The sequence below is a fragment of the Streptomyces sp. NPDC030814 genome, from assembly GCF_055572155.1.
Window position 1 is genome coordinate 640,777 of sequence record NZ_JBVIDX010000003.1, and the last position, 20,026, is coordinate 660,802.

Annotated in this window: 18 protein-coding genes; 13 read left to right on the forward strand and 5 right to left on the reverse strand. The window is 70.8% G+C overall.

Annotation, left to right across the window (positions count from 1 at the left end):
- The first annotated feature begins 108 nt into the window (after positions 1-108).
- The 7 genes from ACZ43N_RS09710 to ACZ43N_RS09740 all read left to right on the forward strand — a co-directional run bounded on the left by ACZ43N_RS09710 (position 109) and on the right by ACZ43N_RS09740 (position 7,413).
- Entirely contained in the window at positions 109-912 is an 804-nt protein-coding gene (locus tag ACZ43N_RS09710; protein ID WP_468096284.1) for a rhamnogalacturonan acetylesterase, read from the forward strand.
- A 57-nt stretch (positions 913-969) separates the two neighbouring features.
- A complete protein-coding gene (locus ACZ43N_RS09715; protein ID WP_468096286.1) occupies positions 970-2,274 on the forward strand; it encodes a pectate lyase family protein in 1,305 nt (434 codons plus the stop codon).
- A complete protein-coding gene (locus ACZ43N_RS09720) occupies positions 2,274-3,389 on the forward strand; it encodes a pectinesterase family protein (protein WP_468096287.1) in 1,116 nt (371 codons plus the stop codon). Before ACZ43N_RS09715 ends, ACZ43N_RS09720 begins: the two co-directional genes overlap by 1 nt.
- 1 nt (position 3,390) lies before the next feature.
- Positions 3,391-4,419 carry a pectinesterase family protein gene (locus tag ACZ43N_RS09725; RefSeq protein WP_468096288.1) on the forward strand — a complete coding sequence of 343 codons (1,029 nt, stop codon included), beginning with the start codon at positions 3,391-3,393 and terminating at the stop codon, positions 4,417-4,419.
- A 365-nt stretch (positions 4,420-4,784) separates the two neighbouring features.
- Entirely contained in the window at positions 4,785-5,000 is a 216-nt protein-coding gene (locus tag ACZ43N_RS09730) for a hypothetical protein (protein WP_468096289.1), read from the forward strand.
- Between the two features lie 34 nt (positions 5,001-5,034).
- Positions 5,035-6,147 carry a right-handed parallel beta-helix repeat-containing protein gene (locus tag ACZ43N_RS09735; RefSeq protein WP_468096290.1) on the forward strand — a complete coding sequence of 371 codons (1,113 nt, stop codon included), beginning with the start codon at positions 5,035-5,037 and terminating at the stop codon, positions 6,145-6,147.
- Between the two features lie 111 nt (positions 6,148-6,258).
- Positions 6,259-7,413 carry a right-handed parallel beta-helix repeat-containing protein gene (locus ACZ43N_RS09740; protein WP_468096291.1) on the forward strand — a complete coding sequence of 385 codons (1,155 nt, stop codon included), beginning with the start codon at positions 6,259-6,261 and terminating at the stop codon, positions 7,411-7,413.
- A gap of 101 nt (positions 7,414-7,514) precedes the next feature.
- On the opposite strand, the gene ACZ43N_RS09745 is transcribed toward ACZ43N_RS09740, so the two are convergent.
- The 3 genes from ACZ43N_RS09745 to ACZ43N_RS09755 all read right to left on the reverse strand — a co-directional run bounded on the left by ACZ43N_RS09745 (position 7,515) and on the right by ACZ43N_RS09755 (position 10,805).
- Positions 7,515-9,200, reverse strand: a complete 1,686-nt coding sequence (locus ACZ43N_RS09745; RefSeq protein ID WP_468096292.1) for a rhamnogalacturonan lyase B N-terminal domain-containing protein — start codon at positions 9,198-9,200, stop codon at positions 7,515-7,517.
- Between the two features lie 142 nt (positions 9,201-9,342).
- Positions 9,343-10,206 (reverse strand): hypothetical protein, encoded by an 864-nt coding sequence (locus ACZ43N_RS09750; protein WP_468096293.1) that lies wholly within the window; start codon positions 10,204-10,206, stop codon positions 9,343-9,345.
- Positions 10,203-10,805 (reverse strand): SigE family RNA polymerase sigma factor, encoded by a 603-nt coding sequence (locus ACZ43N_RS09755; protein ID WP_468096294.1) that lies wholly within the window; start codon positions 10,803-10,805, stop codon positions 10,203-10,205. The genes ACZ43N_RS09750 and ACZ43N_RS09755 overlap by 4 nt, the downstream gene beginning before the upstream one ends.
- 268 nt (positions 10,806-11,073) lie before the next feature.
- Here ACZ43N_RS09755 and ACZ43N_RS09760 point away from each other — a divergent pair, with 268 nt between their 5' ends.
- A complete protein-coding gene (locus tag ACZ43N_RS09760; protein ID WP_468096295.1) occupies positions 11,074-12,525 on the forward strand; it encodes an NCS2 family permease in 1,452 nt (483 codons plus the stop codon).
- 91 nt (positions 12,526-12,616) lie between these two features.
- Here the strand turns inward: ACZ43N_RS09760 and ACZ43N_RS09765 are convergent, their stop codons facing one another.
- Positions 12,617-14,068, reverse strand: coding sequence for a peptidoglycan D,D-transpeptidase FtsI family protein (locus tag ACZ43N_RS09765; protein WP_468096296.1), 1,452 nt, complete (start codon positions 14,066-14,068; stop codon positions 12,617-12,619).
- Positions 14,069-14,164: 96 nt separating this feature from the next.
- Complete coding sequence (locus ACZ43N_RS09770; RefSeq protein ID WP_468096297.1) at positions 14,165-14,938, reverse strand: IclR family transcriptional regulator; 774 nt, start codon at positions 14,936-14,938, stop codon at positions 14,165-14,167.
- A 145-nt stretch (positions 14,939-15,083) separates the two neighbouring features.
- Here ACZ43N_RS09770 and ACZ43N_RS09775 point away from each other — a divergent pair, with 145 nt between their 5' ends.
- The 5 genes from ACZ43N_RS09775 (at position 15,084) to ACZ43N_RS09795 (ending at position 20,013) form a co-directional block, all read left to right on the forward strand.
- Positions 15,084-16,613, forward strand: coding sequence for an aldehyde dehydrogenase (NADP(+)) (locus tag ACZ43N_RS09775; protein WP_468096298.1), 1,530 nt, complete (start codon positions 15,084-15,086; stop codon positions 16,611-16,613).
- A gap of 114 nt (positions 16,614-16,727) precedes the next feature.
- On the forward strand, positions 16,728-17,336 hold the full coding sequence (locus ACZ43N_RS09780) for a DUF1349 domain-containing protein (RefSeq protein WP_468096299.1): 609 nt from the start codon (positions 16,728-16,730) through the stop codon (positions 17,334-17,336).
- Between the two features lie 85 nt (positions 17,337-17,421).
- Complete coding sequence (locus ACZ43N_RS09785; RefSeq protein ID WP_468096301.1) at positions 17,422-17,934, forward strand: GNAT family N-acetyltransferase; 513 nt, start codon at positions 17,422-17,424, stop codon at positions 17,932-17,934.
- A 116-nt stretch (positions 17,935-18,050) separates the two neighbouring features.
- Positions 18,051-18,770: a DsbA family oxidoreductase gene (locus ACZ43N_RS09790; RefSeq protein ID WP_468096302.1), complete on the forward strand. Its 720-nt coding sequence runs from the start codon at positions 18,051-18,053 to the stop codon at positions 18,768-18,770.
- Positions 18,771-18,960: 190 nt separating this feature from the next.
- On the forward strand, positions 18,961-20,013 hold the full coding sequence (locus ACZ43N_RS09795; RefSeq protein WP_468096303.1) for an aminotransferase class V-fold PLP-dependent enzyme: 1,053 nt from the start codon (positions 18,961-18,963) through the stop codon (positions 20,011-20,013).
- Positions 20,014-20,026 lie beyond the last annotated feature (13 nt).

Genomic DNA, 20,026 nt, shown 5'->3' on the forward strand with positions numbered 1-20,026 from the left:
CTGGTCGCGTGTTCCCCGCGCCCCTGAAGGAAGGGGGCGCGGGACCCCCGTGCAAGGCACCGCACCACCTTCGAATCCCCGCACGCCTGTTGAGAAAGGCACCCGCACGTGTCCCTCACCCGTAGACAGGTCACCACCGCGGCGCTCGCCGCGGTTCCACTCGCCGCCGCCACCGGGCCCGCTTCCGCCGCCGTCTCCTCCGGCCGGGTCCGCCGTGAGCCCACGGTCCACATCGCCGGCGACTCCACGGCCGCCCAGAAGTACGCCGACGCCCGGCCCGAGACCGGGTGGGGCATGGCACTGCCGTTCTTCCTCCGCACCGCGCTGAAGGTCTCCAACCACGCCGTGAACGGGCGGAGTTCGAAGAGCTTCATCGACGAGGGCCGCCTGGATGTCGTCCTGCGGGCCATCCGGCCCGGCGACTTCCTGGTCATCCAGTTCGGTCACAACGACTCCAAGGCCGCCGACCCCACCCGGTACACCGAGCCGTGGACCACCTACCAGGACTACCTGCGCCAGTACATCGACGGGGCGCGCGCCCGGGGCGCCCGGCCGGTCCTCGCCACCTCCGTGGAGCGCCGGAAGTTCGACGCGGGCGGGACGGCGCAGTCGACGCACGGCGAGTACCCGGCGTCGATGCGGGCTCTCGCCCGGGAGGAGGGTGTCGCCCTCCTCGACATCCAGGCGCTGTCCATCGCGCTCTGGGCCAGGCTCGGGGTCGAGGAGACCAAGAAGTACTTCAACTGGACCGGGACCGAGCAGGACAACACGCACTTCAATCCGCCGGGGGCCATCGCCGTGGCGCGGCTGGTCGCCTCCGAGCTGCTGCGACGCCGGGTGCTCGCCGACCGCGACGTGCGCCGTCTCGACGCGGAGATCCCCGAGTCCTGGATCACCTGGCCACAGGCGTAGTGCTCCGCCCCTCAAGGGGCGACCCTTCCCCCTTGCTCTTGAAAGGAAGCCGCACCCATGCGTCATCTCTGGCATGCCCATGCCATTACTGCCTTTGTCGGCTGCACCGCCCTCGTCGTCGGTGTCACCGGGACCGGCGTGGCCCACCCGGGGTCCCCTGACCTCGGCCGGCAGGTCCTGCCCGCCGGTGACGGCTGGGGCTCGGCCGAGGGAGGCACCAGCGGAGGCTCCGCGGCGGATGCCGAGCATGTCCACACCGTCACCACCTGGGCGGAGTTCAAGGCCGCGCTCAGGGCCGGTGGCGACGCACCGAGGATCATCAAGGTCAAGGGGATGATCGACGCCGTCTCCCAGGGCTGCGAGGCCTTCGTCACCGGCGGATACGACCTCCGGCAGTACCTGAAGGACTACGACCCGGCCGTGTACGGCAACGACCAGGTCGCCATGGGCCCGCAGGAGGACGCGCGGGTGGCGTCCGCCGCCAGGCAGGACGCGGAGATCAAGGCCGACATCCCCAGCAACACCACCATCGTCGGCGTCGGCAGGAACTCCGGCATCCTCGGCGGCAGCCTGCAGATCAAGGGCGTCTCGAACGTCATCATGCGCAACCTCACCATCGAGGCGCCGCTGGACTGCTTCCCCGAGTGGGACCCCACCGACGACGACCGCACAGGGAACTGGAACTCCGAGTACGACGCCGTGGTGGTCCACGGCACCCACCATGTGTGGCTCGACCACAACACGTTCACCGACGGGCGCCACCCGGACAGCGAACGCCCGGTGCACTTCGGCAAGGTCTTCCAGCAGCACGACGGTCTCACCGACATCGTGCGCGGCTCCAACCACGTCACCGTGTCCTGGAACCGCTTCGAGAACCACGACAAGAACATGCTGATCGGCAACAGCGACAGCACCGCCGCCCTGGACTCCGGCAAGCTCAACGTCACTCTGCACCACAACCGCTTCGAGGGGATCCTCCAGCGCTCCCCGCGGGTGCGGTTCGGGCAGGTCGACGTCTACAACAACCACTACGTGGTGGACGAGGACCAGAAGGACGACTACTACGTCTTCGGTGTCGGCATCTCCTCGCAGCTCCACGCCAGCGACAACGCCGTCACGCTGCCCGCCGGGGCCAAGGTCGGCAAGGTCCTGAAGAAGTGGAACGAGTCCCCGCTGACCGCCGAGAACAACTACGTCAACGGCAGGCTCTCCGACCTCATCGCCGTCCACAACGCGGAGATCCCGGCCGAGACCCTCCGGTCCGGCGCCGGCTGGACGCCGACGCTGCGCAAGAAGGTCGACCACCCGCGCGCCGTTCCCGCGATCGTCAAGGCGCAGGCGGGCGCCGGAAAGGTCTGCTGATGACCGATCGGGGGACAGCCCTGAGCAGACGGTCCTTCGTCGTCGCGAGCGCCGGAGCCGCGCTCGCGCTGGGAACGACCGTACCGGCGCACACCCGTGGCCGGTCGCCCTTCGGACGGTACGGCTCACCGGCCGCCCCGCTCGACGAGCGGACGCTGTACGTCCATGCCGGGGGCGCCGGGGACTTCACCACCGTGCAGGCCGCCGTCACCGCGGCGACCGGCAGCAGGTACACGCTGGTCATCGCACCCGGTGTGTACCGGGAGACCGTCGCCGTGAGCGTCGCCCGGAAGGACATGACCTGGATCGGTGCCTCCGGCGACGCCCGCGACGTGACGGTCGTCCACGACAACGCGGCCGGCACTCCCAAGCCCGGCGGCGGCACCTACGGGACGACCGGCTCGGCGACCACGCTCGTCCAGGGCGACGGGTTCACGGCGAGGGACGTCACCTTCGCCAACGACTGGCTGCGCGCCGACCACCCCGAGATCACCGGTACCCAGGCCGTCGCCCTCAAGGTGCAGGGCGACCGCTCGGCGTTCGTGCGGTGCCGGTTCCTCGGGCACCAGGACACGCTGTACGCCGACTCGATGGCGCTCGGCACGTTCGCCCGCCAGTACTTCCGGGACTGCTACGCCGAAGGCGACGTGGACTTCGTCTTCGGTCGGGCCACCGCAGTGTTCGAGCGCTGCCGCTTCCACACCCTGACCCGGACCGACCTGGCCTGCGCCCCGTACGGGTTCGTGTTCGCGCCGTCCACCGCGGGCGCCAACCCGCGCGGCTGTCTGGTGACCCGCTGCCGGATCACCAGCGGGGCCCCGGACGCCCACTACAAGCTGGCCCGGCCGTGGGTGCCCAGCTCCGACACCACCGCCAGGCCGATGCTGACGGTCCGCGAGACCCGGCTCGGGGCCGGGATCGACGCGGTGGCCCCGTACACCCACATGTCCTCCGGTTTCCCCTGGCAGGACCAGCGGTTCGCGGAGTACCGGAACACCGGCCCCGGCGCCCGGATCACCGTCCCGGACAACCGGCCCCAGCTCACCGCCGAGGAGGCCGCCTCGCACACCCGTGAGGCGTACCTCGGCGACTGGGCGCCCTGGAAGGGGTGCTGACGTGCGCCGGCGCACCCTGCTCACCGGGCTCGCAGGCGGCCTTGTGGCCGTCGGCGCCACCCCCGCCTTCGCCGCCGGCCGCCGGGTCCTGCACGTCCGGCGCGGCGGCTCCGTCCAGGCCGCCGTGGACGCGGTGGACGGCCCCGGCTGGACGATCGTGGTGCATCCGGGCACCTATCGCGAGGTCGTCGACATCCCGGCAGGAAAAGGTGAGTTGACGCTCCTTGGGGCCTCGCGGGACCCGCGCGCCGCAGTGATCGTCTTCGACCGGGCCAACGGCACCCCCCGGCCCGAGGGCGGTACGTACGGCACGGCGGGCTCGGCCACCTTCACCTCGGCGGCGCCCGGACTGACCGTCCGCGACCTGACCCTCGCCAACGACTGGCTGCGCGCCGACCACCCCGACATCGCCGGGACCCAGGCGGTGGCCGCGCACGTCACCGGTGACCGCAGCCACTTCGAGAACGTCCGGTTCCTCGCCCACCAGGACACCCTCTTCGCGGACACCACCGCGCTCGACGCCTTCGACCGGCAGTACTACCGCCACTGCCACATCGAGGGGGACATCGACTTCGTCTTCGGCCGGGCGCGGGCGGTCTTCGAGTCCTGCCGCTTCCACACCCTCCAGCGGGACGTCCCCTTCACCCCCAAGGGCATGGTCTTCGCGCCCTCCACCGCCCGAGCCAACCCCTACGGGTTCCTCGCCCTGCGAGGCCGGATCACCTCCGGCGCCGAGAACGGGGCGTACAGGATCGCCCGCCCCTGGGTCCCCTCGTACGAGACGACCGCCTGGCCCTGCCTCGTCGTACGGGACACCTGGATCGGCCCCGGCATCGACGCCGTCACCCCGTACACCAACATGCGCGAGGCCTACCCGTGGCAGACCATGCGCTTCCGCGAGTACGGCAACTCCGGTCCCGGGGCATCCGTCACGGTGCCCGAGAACCGGCCGCAGCTCACCGAGGCCGAGGCCGCGCTGTGCACCCGGCGGACGTATCTCGGGGACTGGAGGCCCGATGGCTGCCCGTGACCCCGGCGACGGCCCCGACCTGTCGGGCGCGCCTGGACCGGGGGAGGTCCGCGAGCGGGTCGGGCGCCGGGCCTTCGTCACCGTCGCGTCGGCCGCCGCCCTGTTCGCCGGAACCGGTGCCGCCGCCGTGGCGGCCGAGCCCCCGGCCCTCGCCGGTCTCGACGGCACCCCCCCCGGCTTCCACCCCCTCCTCAAGGACGAGCTCCGCTTCCCCCTCGCCCGGGGCACCTCCCCGATCCGCGACGTCCGCGCCTGGCGGCGGGCCGCCCGCGCCAAGGTCGAGGAGCCCCTGTGCGTCGCCCCGGACCACACCCCGTTCGCGCCCGGGTTCGGCGAACAGCGCTCCGAGGGGGACGGCTGTACCCGTGAGCTGGTCACCTGCGCTGTTCTTCCCGGACGGCGGCCTCGATCCGCCGTTCCCCGCCGACGGCGTGCGCGTGGCCCACCACAAGCCGCGCACCGTCTGGCGTTCCCGCCGCGCCGAGGAGCGGCTGCGGCTGAAGACCTGGCCGGACCTCGGCCATGTGTTCACCGCGACCCAGCAGGACGAGGTCGTCGACTGGCTCGACTCCGTCCTGTGAACACCCCACCCGCACGAGAAAGGAACCGCTCTCCATGTCTCGTCGTACCGCTCTCGCCCTGGGCACCGCCCTCGCCCTCGGCACCGGTCTGGCCGTGCTCCCCACCCAGGCGCACGCCGCGACCGTCGTCGTCAACACCACGACCGCCCTGTCCAACGCCCTCAAGAACGCCACCCCCGGAACTGTCATCCAGGTGCGCGGCGGCACGTACTACCCGACGGCCACCCTCCAGTCCACGGCGAACGGCACGTCGTCCAGCCGCATTCACCTCCAGCCGTACGGCTCGGAGACCGTGAAGATCGACGGCTCGAACCTGCCCGACGGCGACTGGATCTTCAAGCTGACCGCGGACTACTGGACCGTCTCCGGGATCACCTTCCAGAACTCCCCGGACAGCGCGGTCGTCTGCCAGTCCTGTGCCTCCACGGTCTGGGACACCATCAAGACCATCAACGGCGGCGACTCCGGCTTCACCCTCACCGGCGACGGCACCACCGACAACACCGTCCGCAACATCGACTCCTACGGCCACTACGACCCGGCGACCCACGGGGAGAACGCCGACGGCATCGCCGTGAAGTTCGGCTCCGGCTCGGGCAACCTCATCACCGGTGCCCGTCTCTACAACAACGCGGACGACGGCCTGGACTTCTGGTCGTTCTCCTCGCCCGTGACGGTCGAGCACACCTGGGCGATGGGCAACGGCAGGAACCGCTGGGGCGACTCCGCCTTCGCGGGCGACGGCAACGGCTACAAGCTGGGCGGCGACGGCGAGACCGTGGCCCATGTCATCAACAACTCGGCGGCCTGGGACAACGCCGGCAACGGCATCACCGAGAACAGCAACAAGGGCGCCATCGTCATCAACCGCACGACCGCCTACGCCAACGCCAAGTGGGGCTACTACTTCGCGACCGGCGGGGCCCGCCTCGGCAGGAACCTGGCCGTCGGCAACGGCTCCGGTCCGGTCACCAAGGGCTCGTCGGTCGTCTCGTCCGGCAACAACTGGGACTCCGGTGTCTCGACGCCCGCGTTCCGCTCCACCAACGCCTCGACGACGTACAACGCCCGTCGGTCGAACGGCGCGCTGCCCGTGACCACGTTCCTCACCACGGGCAGCAACACGATCGGCGCGACGATGGACTGAGCCTGGGGCGCGGCAACCTTTCCCGGCGGGGCGACGACCAGTGATCAGAAGCGGGCCGGGGCGGCCCCTCCGGCCCGCTTCGTTCCTCGTCCCCCTGAGAAAGGAACCCCTGTGCGTCAGAGCATCGGGCGCCATCGCAGATCCGGCACCCTGTCGATAGCCGCCGCGGTGGCCGTCGCCGCGGGGGCGGGCGGCGTCTTCCTCGGCCTCTCGAACGACGGCGCCCAGGCCGCCGCGACCACGGTCACCGTCTCCAGTACCGCGTCGCTGGAGTCCGCCCTCGCCCGCGCCACCGCAGGAACGACGATCAAGGTGCGTGGCGGCACCTACCGGCCCACCAGGACCCTGAAGTCCACGGCCGACGGCACCGCCTCGGCCCGGATCACGCTCACCGCGTACGGGCACGAGAAGGTCAGGATCGACGGCTCCGCGCTGCCCGCCGGGTCCTGGCTCGCCGCCATCGACGGCGACCACTGGACCGTCTCCCACATCACCTTCCAGAACTCCCCGGCGCAGGGTTTCGTCGCCACGTCGTCCGTCGGCGGGATCTTCGACACCCTCGTCACCGCGAACAACGGCGACTCCGGCTTCACCCTGCGCGGCGACGGCACCACCGGCAACCTGGTGCGGAACCTGGACAGCCACGGCAACTACGACGCCGGGAACCACGGCCAGAACGCCGACGGCATCGCCGTGAAGTTCGGCTCCGGCAGCGGCAACAGGATCACCGGCGCCCGCCTGTACGACAACGCCGATGACGGGCTCGACCTGTGGCAGTTCTCCTCGCCGGTCACCGTCGAGCACTCCTGGGCCTTCGGCAACGGCAGGAACCGCTGGCACGACAGCGCGTTCGAAGGCAACGGCAACGGTTTCAAGCTGGGCGGCGGCGGTGCCTCCGTCGCCCACCGGGTCAACGACAACGCGGCCTGGGACAACACGCTGCACGGCTTCACCGAGAACTCCAACACCGGGGCGATACGGCTCCACCGCAACACCGCCTACGCCAACAAGGCGGACGGGTTCCACTTCGCGACCGGCAGGGCCCGGCTGGCGCGGAACCTCGCGGTGGGCAACGGCACGGGGAAGGTCCGGCTGGGCTCGCGCACGGTGTCCGCGGCCAACAACTGGGACAGCGGGGTGGCCACCCCGTCGTTCAGGTCCACGGACGCTCGCGCGGCCCACGGGGCACGCGGGGCCGGTGGTTCGCTGCCGGCCACGGCGTTCCTGACGACCGGCTCCACGACCGTCGGCTCGACGATGCGCTGATCCGCGAAAAGGGCGCCCCCCGCCGGTCGTCACCGGCGGGGGGCGCTTGTCGTGCCGACCGAGGGGGGCTCAAGTCGGCACCACTGCCGGCCGAGGGGGGCTCAGGCCAGCAGGTCCACACAGTCGAACGAGGTGCCCGGGCTCAGGAAGGCCGTGCCGCTCGATCCACTGACGATATCGATCCTCAGTACGTTGTACTCACTGGTGTTCGACTTCCATGCGCTCGCAGGGACGCTGAACCGGAACGTGTGGTTGTTCCCCCGGTACGAACCCGTGGTGAGGGACCGTGTCGAGGGCTGGTTGGGGGCCGCCGGGATCGACGACACCCACTCGTTGATCGATACCCGGGGCCGCCCGTTCGAGAACGCGTCCGTGACACCGATCCTCAGCGTGTGCGCGGCGGCGGCCTGCGCGGCGGTCAGCTTGAAGTACACGCGGACCCCGTTGTTCACGTCCTGCCACACGTACGCCGGGAAGTTCGCGGCCGGCTCCCCGCCGCCCAGGGTGACATCGCCCGTCCACTTCGCCGCACGGCCGTCGGAGGGGTGCGCGTACGTCATCAGTTCGGCGTTCTTGAACCCGCGCGGCGTGCCGTCCCAGTCGCCGAGCCGCCAGAGGGTCTTCGCCGCGGACGGATCCCCGGTGATGGTGATGCTGTTGAGCGCGGTGGTACCGCCCGCCGTCACTTTCACCTGCCGGGTGTGCACGGCCAGCTCGCCCTTGTAGACGGTCAGGGTGTACGTGCCCGGCAGCATGCCCTTGCAGGAGAAGGCGCCGCTGCCGGTCGAGGCCTTCGTCCAGTACTGGGCCTCGGCGGACGCGAAGCCGAGCGTGTACGCGTGCTTCGGATCCATGCCCTTGAGCCCGACGCCGGCCACCCTGCCGCGCCCCGCCCTGCCGACCCAGCCGGTGATGCCGAGGCCGTCCACCCAGGACGTGTCCAGCCTGTCGTGGGCCAGAGAAGAGGAGGGGGCGCCGCCGTCGGTGAAGGCCAGGACGTACGGGCCCTGGAGGCCGAAACGTTCCGGCTCGGTCTGGGCCTGGTTGTAGTGCAGGATCTCGTAGAGCCCGGCGCCCTTGTCGTTGGAGTGACGCAGCAGCGAACGGTAGAAGGGACCGCCGGATGCCTTCTCGTGGTTGGAACGGACGATCCACAGACCGACCTCACCGGTGGTGAAACCGATGTGGTCGTAGTCGATGACCCGCTTGCCCGAGTAGTGCTTGGAGTGCGTGGTGCCGTCGGAACGCCGCCACACGTCACCCGCCTCGATGACCTTGTCGGAGCTCTCGATCCAGGAGTCCGGGCCCTCGTTGGGGAACATCCCCGGCTTGATGCGGACGAGGAAGCGGGTCGCGGTGAAGGAGGCGTCCGCCTTGTGCGTCCACAGGTAGATGTTGTTCTGACCGCTGCGGGCCGCGTACCACTGGGTGATCGCGCCGTGCACGGCCTTGACCAGGATCGTCGGCCCCGACTGCCGGAGCGTGACGGTGGCCGTGCCGAACCCGGACTCGACATGCGAGTGCCTGCCGCCGTAACCCTCGTACTCCTTGCCCCTGTACCGCAGGGACGTGAGGTCGCCGGTGGATTTGGAGATCTTGAAGACCAGGCCGGCGCCGGTGTCGACGACGAAGTTCCGGCCGTCGTCGGAGTGCCCGAAACCGGCGGCGGACGCGGTGGACAGCAGGCCGGTGCCGCCCGCCACGGCGGCTCCGGTGGCGGCCACGCCGATCGCCGTGGCACCGAGCACCCGTCTGCGGGTGAGGCGCGGTCTCTTGTGCGTGCTCAAGGGGGGTACTCCGGGAATGGTGGATTCCGTATCGCTCGTACGTGAGAGCAGATGACGGAAACGGACGGCCGGTTCCCTCCTGCTCTCACGTCATCCGGTTGCCGCCGGCGGGCAGGAGGTTGCCGCCCCGCGAGATTTTTTTCTACGAGTCGCCGTCGTCGGACGAGTCGTTGCCGTCGCCGCCCTCGAAGCCGCCCGCCACCGCCAGCTCCTTGCTGCCCGCCTTCGCCGTCATGGCGTAGCGGTCGTCGCCCGCGTCCCGGCCGCCGCGCTCGTGGTTGTACTGCCCGGCGAAGACGAACTCGCCCTTCGGGACCGTACGACCGTCCTTCAGCACCCAGGTGTAGACCAGGAAGCCGTCGTCCTTCGCGACCGTCAGGTCGAAGTCCTGTTCCGGCAGCGAGCGCCAGGCACCGGACGAGGAGACCCCGCCGGTCTCGGCGATGCGCAGCTGGACGGTGAGCTCGGTGAGCTGCTCGCTCGTCCTCAGGGTCAGATTGCTCTGCGCCCAGAAGTCGTTGCTGTGCGGGTCGACCGAGCCGTCCGACCGGAGGGGGCCGTCCTCCTCGTCCCCCGAGGCGGGCAGCTTCGGGGCGGGGGAGTCCTGGGCCGGCGGCGCGCTCGACGGCTTGGAGCTGGGCGTGCGCTCGGACTCCCCCCGGGTCGGGGCCGGGTCCGGCGGGATCGGCGCCCGGCTCGTCGCGGCCGGGGACTCCTCCGGCGTCGGCGACACCGCGACCGTCCGGTCGCTCGGCTTCTCCTCGCCCTTCACCGCCGACGCGACGGCGTAACCGCCCACCGCGAGCACACCCGCGACACCGGCGGTCGCGCTGACCACCCGCACCCAGCCCCACAACGGCGGCCGCGTGGCCCTACGGCTGCGGCGCCGCTCCTCGGGAGCCGCCATACCGCGCTCGATCCGGGCCAGGATGCGGGCGCGGTCGGGCTCGTGAGCCTCGGCCGACTCACGCAGCCGGGCACGCAGCTCCTCGTGCACGTCCCTCATCGGTCCCTTCTTCCGCTGCCCGGCACACCCGCGCCGGTCACCCTCGCACCCGTGACTCCCGCGCCCGTGACGCCGGCGCGCATCCGCCGGGGGGCGTGCTCGGTGCCGAGCAGCTTCTGCAGCTCGGCCATCCCCTTGGACGTCTGGCTCTTCACCGTACCGACCGAGACACCGAGGGCGAGCGCCGTGTCCTTCTCCGAGAGGTCGAAAGCATGCCGCAGCACCACACACGCCCGCTTGCGGAACGGCAGCCGGCGCAGCGCCGACTGCACGTCGACCACTCCGGCCATATCGGGATTCTCGGCCTTCTCCTCGCGCTGCGACCAGAACAGCGTGATCCGCCGGCGCTCCCGCACCGCGCTGCGGATCCGGGTACGGGCCAGGTTGGCGACGACACCGCGGGCGTACGCCACCGGGTGCTCCGCCCCGCGGACCCGGTCCCAGCGGTGCCACATCGCGAGCAGCGCGTCCGCGGCGAGATCGTCCGCCGCGTCCGCCTCCCCGGTCAACAGATGTGCCAGACGGGACAGTTCGGCGTAGTGCCGTTCGAAGAAGTCGTGGAACTCCACGGAGGCTGCGTCGTCGACGACCGTGCCCACGGGCGACCTCTCTCCTCGCTTCGGCTGGAGGCACCGGGACCGGGTGCCTGTGCGTGTCGTGTGAATGACACGTGATCGTCGGGGGGTTCCCCCGACGAGATCCGGAAGAGTAGCAGTGATCGTGAACGAAGTTCGCACGAGGCTTCGAACGCCGTCTTACAGGGCGAACGCCGATTCCGTAACACGGAGAAAACCTGAACGGGGTTCAACGGGGGAACAATCCAGCCAGCATCCGCGCGTAGCACACACGTCACTAGGAGCACCGCACATGTCCGACGCACAGAAGGTGGCCGACCGGCAGAGCCCCCCACCGACCGGGGTGAACAGTGTCGATCGCTTCTTCAAGATCACCGCTCGGGGATCCACCTTCGCCCGCGAGATACGCGGCGGCTTCGCCACGTTCTTCACGATGGCATACATCCTTGTCCTGAATCCCATCATCCTGGGGAGCGCCAAGGACAAGTACGGTCACACCCTCGACGGCGCCGAACTCGTCACCGCCACCGCCCTCGTGGCGGCCGTGATGACGATCATCATGGGCGTCGGCGGGAACCTGCCGCTCGCCCTCGCCGCGGGCCTCGGACTCAACGCGGTCGTGGCCTTCCAGATAGCCCCGCTGATGAGCTGGCCCGATGCGATGGGCCTGGTCGTCCTCGAAGGTCTGCTGATCTGCGTCCTGGTGGTAACGGGCCTGCGCGAGGCGGTCATGCACGCCATCCCGCAACCGCTCAAGCAGGCCATCAGCGTCGGCATCGGCCTGTTCATCGCCTTCATCGGCTTCGTCGACGCCGGGTTCGTCACCCGGATACCGGACATCGCGAACACCACCGTGCCGGTCCAACTCGGCGCCTCCGGCGCGCTGTCGGGCTGGCCCATCCTGGTCTTCTGCGCCGGCGTCCTGCTGACGATCGCCCTGCTCGCCCGGAAGGCGAAGGGCGCGATCCTGATCAGCATCCTGACGATGACCGTCATTGCGATCGTGATCAACTCGGTGGCGGACGTCAAGAGCTGGGGCCTGACCACACCGAAGGTCCCCGACGACATCGTGGCCGCCCCTGAGTTCGGACTGATCGGCGACTTCAGCCTCTTCGGCTCCTTCGGCGAGACCACCGTCATCACGGTCGTCCTGCTGCTCTTCACCCTGCTGCTCTCGGACTTCTTCGACACCATGGGCACGGTCGTGGGCGTCAGCGCCGAGGCCGGGCTGCTCGACGAGGAGGGCAAGGTCCCGCACCTCGGCCGGGTCCTGCTCATCGACGGCGCCGCCGCGGTCGCCGGTGGCGCCTCCTCCGCGTCGTCGGCGACCTCCTACATCGAGTCGGCGGCTGGCGTCGGCGAGGGCGCCCGCACCGGCTTCTCCAACCTGGTCACCGGTGGGCTCTTCGCGATCGCCCTCTTCCTCACCCCGCTGCTGACCATCGTCCCGATGCAGGCCGCCGCCCCCGCGCTGGTCGCCGTGGGCTTCCTGATGATGATCCAGGTCAAGAACATCGACTGGGACAGGTACGACATCGCCATCCCCGCGTTCCTGACCATCGCGGTGATGCCGTTCACCTACTCCATCACCAACGGCATCGGCGCGGGTTTTCTCGCGTACGTCCTCATCAGGACGGTCCTCGGCAGGGCCAAGGAGATCCACTGGCTGCTGTGGGGCGCCTCGGCGCTGTTCCTGGTGTACTTCGCGATCAACCCGATCCAGCAGCTGTTCGGCGTGAGGTAGCCGCCATGAGGGAAGGGCCGCCCCCCGAGGGGCGGCCCTTCGTCCTCGGACAGTCCTCGGACAGTCCTCGGCCGGTCCTCGACCTGTGCCCTCAGCCCTTCAGCGCCGCCTCCATCACGGCCTTCGCGACCGGCGCCGCCAGCCCGTTGCCGCTGACCTCGGAGCGGGCCGCGTTCGACTGCTCCACGACCACCGCCACGGCGACCTCCTTGCCGTCGGCCTTCGCATACGACGTGAACCACGCGTACGGCGTCTTGCTGTTCTTCTCGCCGTGCTGGGCGGTACCGGTCTTGCCGCCCACGGTCGCCCCGCCGATCCGCGCGTTGGTTCCCGTGCCGTCCTCGACGACCGTCTCCATCGCCGACCGCAACTGCTCCGCGGTGGACGAACTGACCACCCGCTCGGTGCCGGCCTCGGAGTCGTAGTCCTCCAGTACGTCGCCACCACCGTCGGTGATCTGCGACACCATGTGCGGCGACACCAGCTCGCCGTCATTGGCGATGGCCGCCGACACCATGGCCATCTGCAGCGGCGTCGCGGTGACGTCGTACTGTCCGATACCGGTCAGCGCGGTGGAGGACTCGTCCATGCCGGACGGGTACACGCTCGTGTACGCCCGCACCGGCACGTCCTGCTCCGTGTCGTCGAAGCCGAACTTCTCCGCCATCGCCCTGACCTTGTCCTGGCCCAGCTTGACGGCCATCCGCGCGAACACGTTGTTGCACGAGTACTGCAGCGCCGTGCGGATGGAGGCGTTCTCGCAGGGAGCGTCCGGGTTCTCGTTGCTCAACTCCGTCGTCGTGCCCGGCAGGGTGTACGGGTCGGGGCTCTCCGTCCGCACGTCCACCGAGTCGTACAGCCCGTCCTCCAGCGCGGCCGCCGCCACGACCAGCTTGAACGTCGACCCCGGGGGCAGCGGCTGCCGCAGCGCCCGGTTGGTCAGCGGCTTGTCCGGGTCCGCGTTCAGCTTCTTCCAGGCCGCGCCCGCCGTGTTCGCGTCGGTCAGCGACGACGGGTCGTACGACGGGGTCGACACCACCGCCAGGATCTCCCCGGTCGTCGGGTCGATCGCGACGGCCGCGCCCTTCTTGTCGCCGAGCGCCCTGTACGCCGCCTTCTGCACGGCCGGGTCGATCGTCGTGATCACGTCGCCCGGGTCGGCCCGCTCGCGGGTGAGGGTGTCCAGCACCGTCCTCAGCCGGGTGTCCGTGCCGTTGAGCAGGTCCTGGTAGATGCCCTCCAGCTGCGTCGGCGCGTAACTCTGCGAGGCGTACCCCGTCACCGCCGCGTACAGCTCGCCGCCCTTGTAGGTGCGCTTGTACGCGAGGTCGCCGCCCTTCGTCCGCGCGGAGCCGGTGATCGCGTCACCGCCCACGACGATGTTCCCGAGCGGCGCCGCGTACGTCTCGATCGCGTTCCGCCGGTTGTCCTTGGCCTCCGCGAGCGCCGTGCCCTCGTAGAACTGCACCCAGGTCGCCCGCGCCAGCAGGGCGAGCACCAGCAGCAGTGTGAAGACGGCGCTGCGCCTGATCGTCTTGTTCATCGCACCCGGACAGACGGGCGGAACGCGGCCGGTCGTTCCCTTCCGTCCCGCTTCTCATGAGGTCTTCATGTGCCCGGGGGTGCCCGTATGCCCGGGTCAGAGGCGGCGCGTCGCCAGGGTCAGCCGGTCGCGGGCGTCGAACAGGGCGTCCTTGACCAGTTGCTCGTGCGCCGGGGTGAGCCGGGCCACCGGCACGGAACAGCTGATGGCGTCACGGGCCGGGGTGCGGTACGGGATCGCCACGCCGAAGCAGCGCAGACCGAGGGTGTTCTCCTCGCGGTCGACGGCGAAGCCCTGCTCACGGACCTGGTGGAGCTCCTCCATGAGCTGCTCGCGGTCGGTGATCGTGTTCTCGGTCAGCGCCGGGAGGGTCTCCGGGAGCATCTTGCGGACCTGCTCGTCGGTGTGGGTGGCGAGCAGTGCCTTGCCGAGCGAGGTGGAGTGGGCGGGCAACCGCCGGCCGACCCGGGTGAAGGGGCGCAGATAGTGCTGCGACTGCCGGGTGGCCAGATAGACGACGTTGGTGCCGTCGAGGCGGGCCAGGTGGATGGTCTCCGTGGTGTCGTCCGAGAGCCGGTCGAGCGTGGGGCGGGCCAGCGCCACCACCTCGTCCCCGTCGATGTACGAGGTGCCGACGAGCAGGGCCCGTACGCCGATGCCGTACCGCGTGCCCGTCGCGTCCGTCTCGACCCAGCCGAGCTCCACGAGGGTGCGGAGCAACATATAAAGGCTGGACTTGGGATAGCCGACGGCCTCCTGCACCGCCGCGAGGGAGTGCATTCCGGGGCGCCCGGCGAAGTATTCGAGCAGTTCGACGGTCCGTACCGCCGACTTGACCTGCGCTCCGCCGCCCGTCTCGACTGCCGACATCGCCCTTGACCCCTTCGTTCGACGGGAAATAGTCTCCAACACCATATTCATCATTGAAGACGGCGTTCAGCATATCGAACGACCCTGGTGAATGACCCAGACAATACCCCTGGGAATGACCCAGAAATACGTGAAGGGACCCGCGGTGGCAGCAGCACCAGTCTGGAGTGTCGACCCCCGAACCGGGAAGCAGCGCGAGCAGGTTGCGGTGGAGGCCACAGCCCAGGAGGTGGACGCCGCCGTCCGCGCGGCCCACGCGGCCCGTGGCGCCCTCGCCGACCGCACCGTCCGCTCGGCGTTCCTGCGTACGGCCGCCGACCAGCTCCAGGCGGCCAGGGACCAGCTCGTCGAGGTCGCCGACGCGGAGACCGCGCTCGGCCCGGTCCGGCTCACCGGTGAACTCGCCCGCACCTGCTACCAGCTGCGGGCCTTCGCCGACATCGTCGACGAGGGCGCCTTCCTCGACGTGGTGATCAACCACCCCGACGACACCGCGACCCCGCCCATTCCCGACCTGCGCCGCTACAAGGTCCCGTTGGGCGTCGTCGCCGTGTACTCGGCCTCCAACTTCCCGTTCGCCTTCTCCGTCCCCGGCGGCGACACCGCGAGCGCGCTGGCCGCCGGGTGCCCGGTGGTCGTCAAGGCCCACCCCGACCACCCGGCGCTGTCCGAGCTGGTCGCGATCGTGCTGCGCCGGGCCGCCGCCCAGCACGGCATCCCCGAGGGCGTCCTCGGTCTCGTCCACGGTTTCGAGGCGGGCGTCGAGCTGGTCAAGCACCCGCTGGTCGCCGCCGCCGGCTTCACCGGCTCCGTACGCGGCGGCCGGGCCCTGTTCGACGCGGCGGCCGCGCGGCCGGTGCCGATCCCGTTCCACGGCGAGCTGGGCTCCCTGAACCCCGTCCTCATCACCGAGGCAGCGGCGGCCGAGCGCGCCGAGGCGATCGGTTCGGGGCTGGCGGGCTCCATGACCCTCGGTGTCGGCCAGTTCTGTGTGAAGCCGGGCCTGGTGCTGGCGCCGGCGGGCGACGCCGGCGACCGTCTGGTCAAGTCGCTCACCGACGCGGTCAGCGATGTCGACGCGGGTGTCCTGCTGGACCACCGGATGCGCGACAACTTCCTCGCCGGTGTCGCCGAGCGCGCGGAGCTGCCGGACGTGGAGTCGCCGGTGACGGCGGGCGCGGGCGGCGAGCACACCGTCAGCCCCGGCTTCCTCACCGTCCCCGCCGCCAAGCTGGCGTCCGAGGGCGAGCACGACCTCCTGCTGGAGGAGTGCTTCGGGCCGCTCACGGTCGTGGCGCGCTACGAGGACGAGGCCGAGGCGAAGTCCGTGCTGTCCCGGCTGCCGGGCAACCTCACCGCCACGGTGCACCTGTCCGGTGAGGAGGCCGCCGGTGAGGGGCGTGGCCCGGAACTGCTGGCGGAGCTGACGCCGCTGGCCGGGCGCGTGCTGGTCAACGGCTGGCCGACGGGTGTGGCCGTGGCCGCGGCCCAGCACCACGGCGGGCCCTACCCGGCGACGACGTCGACCTCCACCTCGGTGGGCGGCACGGCCATCGAGCGGTGGCTTCGGCCGGTCGCGTACCAGGGGGCGCCTCAGGCGCTGCTGCCGCCGGAGCTCCGGGACGACAATCCGCTGGGGCTGCCGCGCCGGTTCAACGGCGTGCTGGAGCGGTAGTGCCGTAGGGAGTCCGCCCGGATTCGGGCCCGCGGTCCGGTGTGGCCGTTCGCGCAGTTCTCCGCGCCCCCAAAAGGGGCGCGGCTGCCGACCGCGGGCTGTAAGAATCCCCCAATGGATCTCGAACTTCCCGAACTCCCTTTCCCTCTTCGTACGTATGGGCCCGATGGGCACTGGTCCTATGAGGACGGGGTGCTCACCGGGTGGGCCGGCGCCCGGCAGGACCGGTTCGTGCCGCCCACGGACGAGGGGCTGGACTCCGTCACGGACGCGCCCAGGCTGTTGGGGGCGCCTGAGGGGGACTTCCAGTTGATCGCTCGCGTCACGGTCGGCTTCGCCGCCGGGTTCGACGCGGGCGTGCTGTATGTGCACGTGGGGGAGCGGGCCTGGGCGAAGCTGTGCCTGGAGTACTCGCCGGACGTCCCCACCGTCTGCACGGTGGTCACGCGAGGACATTCCGACGACGCCAACTCCTTCACCGTGGAAGGGAGTTCGGTGTGGCTGCGGGTCAGTCGCACCGGTCGGGCGTTCGCCTTCCACGCTTCCCGCGACGGCAAGCGCTGGACGTTCGTCCGGCTGTTCACGCTCGCCGGGGAGCAGGAGAGCGGAGCCGCGCTGGTCGGCTTCATGACGCAGTCGCCGATGGGGGAGGGCTGCGTGGTGACGTACGACGAGATCGAGTTCCGTCCGAACTGGCCCGAAGATCTGAGGAACGGCAGCTGAGGGCCGTGGCCGAGGCGGCCCGGACGTGGCGCCCGGTATCACCCCGGGCCGGAACCGTCGGGGCGTCCGGCTCGTCCTCCTCCGCATGATCAACGACCGTGTGGAACGAGTGACCGGAGCGCGTGTGATCAGGACCGCGCTCCCCGCCGAGCTCCGGGACGTCGTCGCGCTGCACGCCCGTGCCCGAGCGACGTACTACCCGGACGGCGTCCCCGACGACGGCACGGACTGGCTCGCCGGCTGGCGGCGGGCCATCGAGCGGCCGGACGGCCGTGTGCTCTGCGCGGTGGAGCACGGCCGGATCACCGGTATCGCCTCCTTCCGTACGGCGGAGGACGCCTCCGCCGACACGGTGTACCTCGCCCAGCTCCACGTGGACCCCGACCAGTGGCGCCGGGGCACCGGCCGGGCCCTGCACGCGGCCTGCGTGGAGGAGTGGCGGGCCGACGGCAAGCGCACGGCCACACTCACCGTCCATGTCGACAACCACCGGGCGCGGGCCTTCTACGCCCGGCTCGGCTGGACGCCGGACCCGGTGAACCCGCCGGCCGCGGACGATCACCATCTGCTCCTCACCTATGCGGTCACCGGGGGATGAGCCGGGGCGGGGACAGGGGCGCGGGAATGAGCCAGGCTGCTTGAACGTTCATCCATCGCAGAAGCGGAGCGCATCTCCGTCCACCCGTACCCGTACGACCGAAGAGAGCTGACACCATGCGCGTCGAGATCTGGAGCGACATCGCCTGCCCCTGGTGCTACGTGGGCAAGGCCCGCTTCGAGAAGGCGCTCGCGGCCTTTCCCCACCGCGACGGCGTCGAGGTGGTGCACCGCTCCTTCGAGCTCGACCCCGGCCGCGCCAAGGACGACATCCAGCCCGTCCTCACCATGCTGAGCAAGAAGTACGGGATGAGCGAGGCGCAGGCCCAGGCCGGCGAGCACAACCTCCGGGCGCAGGCCGGCGCCGAGGGCCTCGACTACCGGGCGGAGGGCCGCGACCACGGCAGCACCTTCGACATGCACCGGCTGCTGCACTTCGCCAAGGAGCACGGCAGGCAGGGCGAGCTGCTCCAGCTGCTGTACCGGGCGAACTTCGCCGAGGAGCGCTCCGTGTACGCCGACGCGGACGAGTTCCTGATCGAGCTGGCCGTCGAGGCGGGGCTCGACGAGGGTGCCGCACGGCAGGTGCTGGCCGACCCCGCCGCGTACGCGGACGCCGTCCGCGCGGACGAGCGGGAGGCGGCCGAACTCGGCGCGAACGGCGTGCCGTTCTTCGTGCTGGACCGCAAGTACGGGGTGTCCGGCGCGCAGCCCGCCGAGGTGTTCGAGCGGGCGCTCGCGCAGGCCTGGGGGGAGCGGCCGCCGCTCCAGGTGATCCAGGACGAGAGCGCGGAGGCGTGCGGGCCCGACGGCTGCGCGGTGCCGCAGTCCCGGTGACCCTGCCGTCGGCGCCGCAGGGGTGCGGTGGTGCGCGGGCCGCGGGTGCGTCCGTGGTTGCTCGCGCAGTCCCCCGCGCCCCTTCCGGAGCGCGGAAGCGCAGGTCGGCCGGCATGTATAAGCAATGCTTTGCATTACCGCGCAAAACCTCTCAATGGACGGGGAGGTCGTCGGGCCTCACAGTGGGGGCATGGAGACCTTCGAGAGCCTCGTCCGTGCCGAGTTCGCGCCGAAGAACACCTTTCTGAACACCGCCAGCAGTGGTCTGCTGCCCGCCCGAACGGTGGCCGCGTTGCGGGAGGCCGCGCTGCTGCGGGCCGAGGGCGGGGCGCTGGACCCGCTCTTCGACGACGTGGAGGCCGCACGGGCCGCGTTCGCGCGGCTGGCCGGAGTGCCGGCCGGGCGGGTGGCGGCCGGAACGTCGGTCTCCGCCCACACCGGTGTGGTCGCCGCGTCGCTGCCGCCCGGCGCCGAGGTGCTCACCGCCGAGGGCGACTTCACCTCCGTCCTCAACCCCTTCCACGTCCGCGGCGACCTCAAGGTGCGGGCCGTGCCGCTGGAGCGGCTCGCCGAGTCGGTGCGCCCCGGGACCGCGCTCGTCGCGGTCAGCGCCGCCCAGTCCGCCGACGGCCGGGTCGCCGACCTGGCCGCGCTCCGCGAGGCGGCGCGGAACCACGGGGCCCGGACGTACGTCGACTTCTCCCAGGCCGCCGGTTGGCTGCCGATGGAGGCCGACTCGTACGACTACACCGTCTGCACCACCTTCAAGTGGCTGCTCGGCCCGCACGGCGCGGCCTTCCTCGTCGTGCCCGAGGACTTCGGCGGGCTGACACCGGTGCTGGCCGGCTGGGTCGCGGCCGAGAACCCCTGGGACAGCTGCTATGGCCCCGTCACCGAACTCGCCCGCTCCGCCCGCCGCTTCGACCTGACCCCGGCCCTGTTCACCTACGCCGGGCTGCGCCACTCCCTCGCCCTCATCGAGGAACTCGGCGTGGCCGCCGTCCACGCCCATGACCTCGCCCTCGCGGACCGTTTCCGCGAGGGTCTCGCCGCCCTCGGCCACGAGCCCGTGCCCGCACCGGGCTCGGCGATCGTCTCCGTGCCCCGACTTGGCGTCAGGCAGGCGGAGTTGAGCGCGGCCGGCATCCAGGTCTCCGCCCGTGCGGGCAATCTGCGGGTCTCCTTCCACCTCTACAACACGGCGGCGGACGTCGACCGGGTCCTGGAGGCCCTGTCTTCCTGAACCACTGGCGCGA

What these genes read in the sequence shown, in the direction of transcription:
- ACZ43N_RS09715 (WP_468096286.1), top strand. Translation starts at nt 970, where the DNA reads ATGCGTCATCTCTGGCATGCCCATGCCATTACTGCCTTTGTCGGCTGC.
- ACZ43N_RS09720 (WP_468096287.1), top strand. Translation starts at nt 2,274, where the DNA reads ATGACCGATCGGGGGACAGCCCTGAGCAGACGGTCCTTCGTCGTCGCG.
- ACZ43N_RS09735 (WP_468096290.1), top strand. Translation starts at nt 5,035, where the DNA reads ATGTCTCGTCGTACCGCTCTCGCCCTGGGCACCGCCCTCGCCCTCGGC.
- ACZ43N_RS09750 (WP_468096293.1), bottom strand. Translation starts at nt 10,206, where the DNA reads ATGAGGGACGTGCACGAGGAGCTGCGTGCCCGGCTGCGTGAGTCGGCC.
- ACZ43N_RS09760 (WP_468096295.1), top strand. Translation starts at nt 11,074, where the DNA reads ATGTCCGACGCACAGAAGGTGGCCGACCGGCAGAGCCCCCCACCGACC.
- ACZ43N_RS09765 (WP_468096296.1), bottom strand. Translation starts at nt 14,068, where the DNA reads ATGAACAAGACGATCAGGCGCAGCGCCGTCTTCACACTGCTGCTGGTG.
- ACZ43N_RS09770 (WP_468096297.1), bottom strand. Translation starts at nt 14,938, where the DNA reads ATGTCGGCAGTCGAGACGGGCGGCGGAGCGCAGGTCAAGTCGGCGGTA.
- ACZ43N_RS09780 (WP_468096299.1), top strand. Translation starts at nt 16,728, where the DNA reads ATGGATCTCGAACTTCCCGAACTCCCTTTCCCTCTTCGTACGTATGGG.
- ACZ43N_RS09785 (WP_468096301.1), top strand. Translation starts at nt 17,422, where the DNA reads ATGATCAACGACCGTGTGGAACGAGTGACCGGAGCGCGTGTGATCAGG.
- ACZ43N_RS09790 (WP_468096302.1), top strand. Translation starts at nt 18,051, where the DNA reads ATGCGCGTCGAGATCTGGAGCGACATCGCCTGCCCCTGGTGCTACGTG.
- ACZ43N_RS09795 (WP_468096303.1), top strand. Translation starts at nt 18,961, where the DNA reads ATGGAGACCTTCGAGAGCCTCGTCCGTGCCGAGTTCGCGCCGAAGAAC.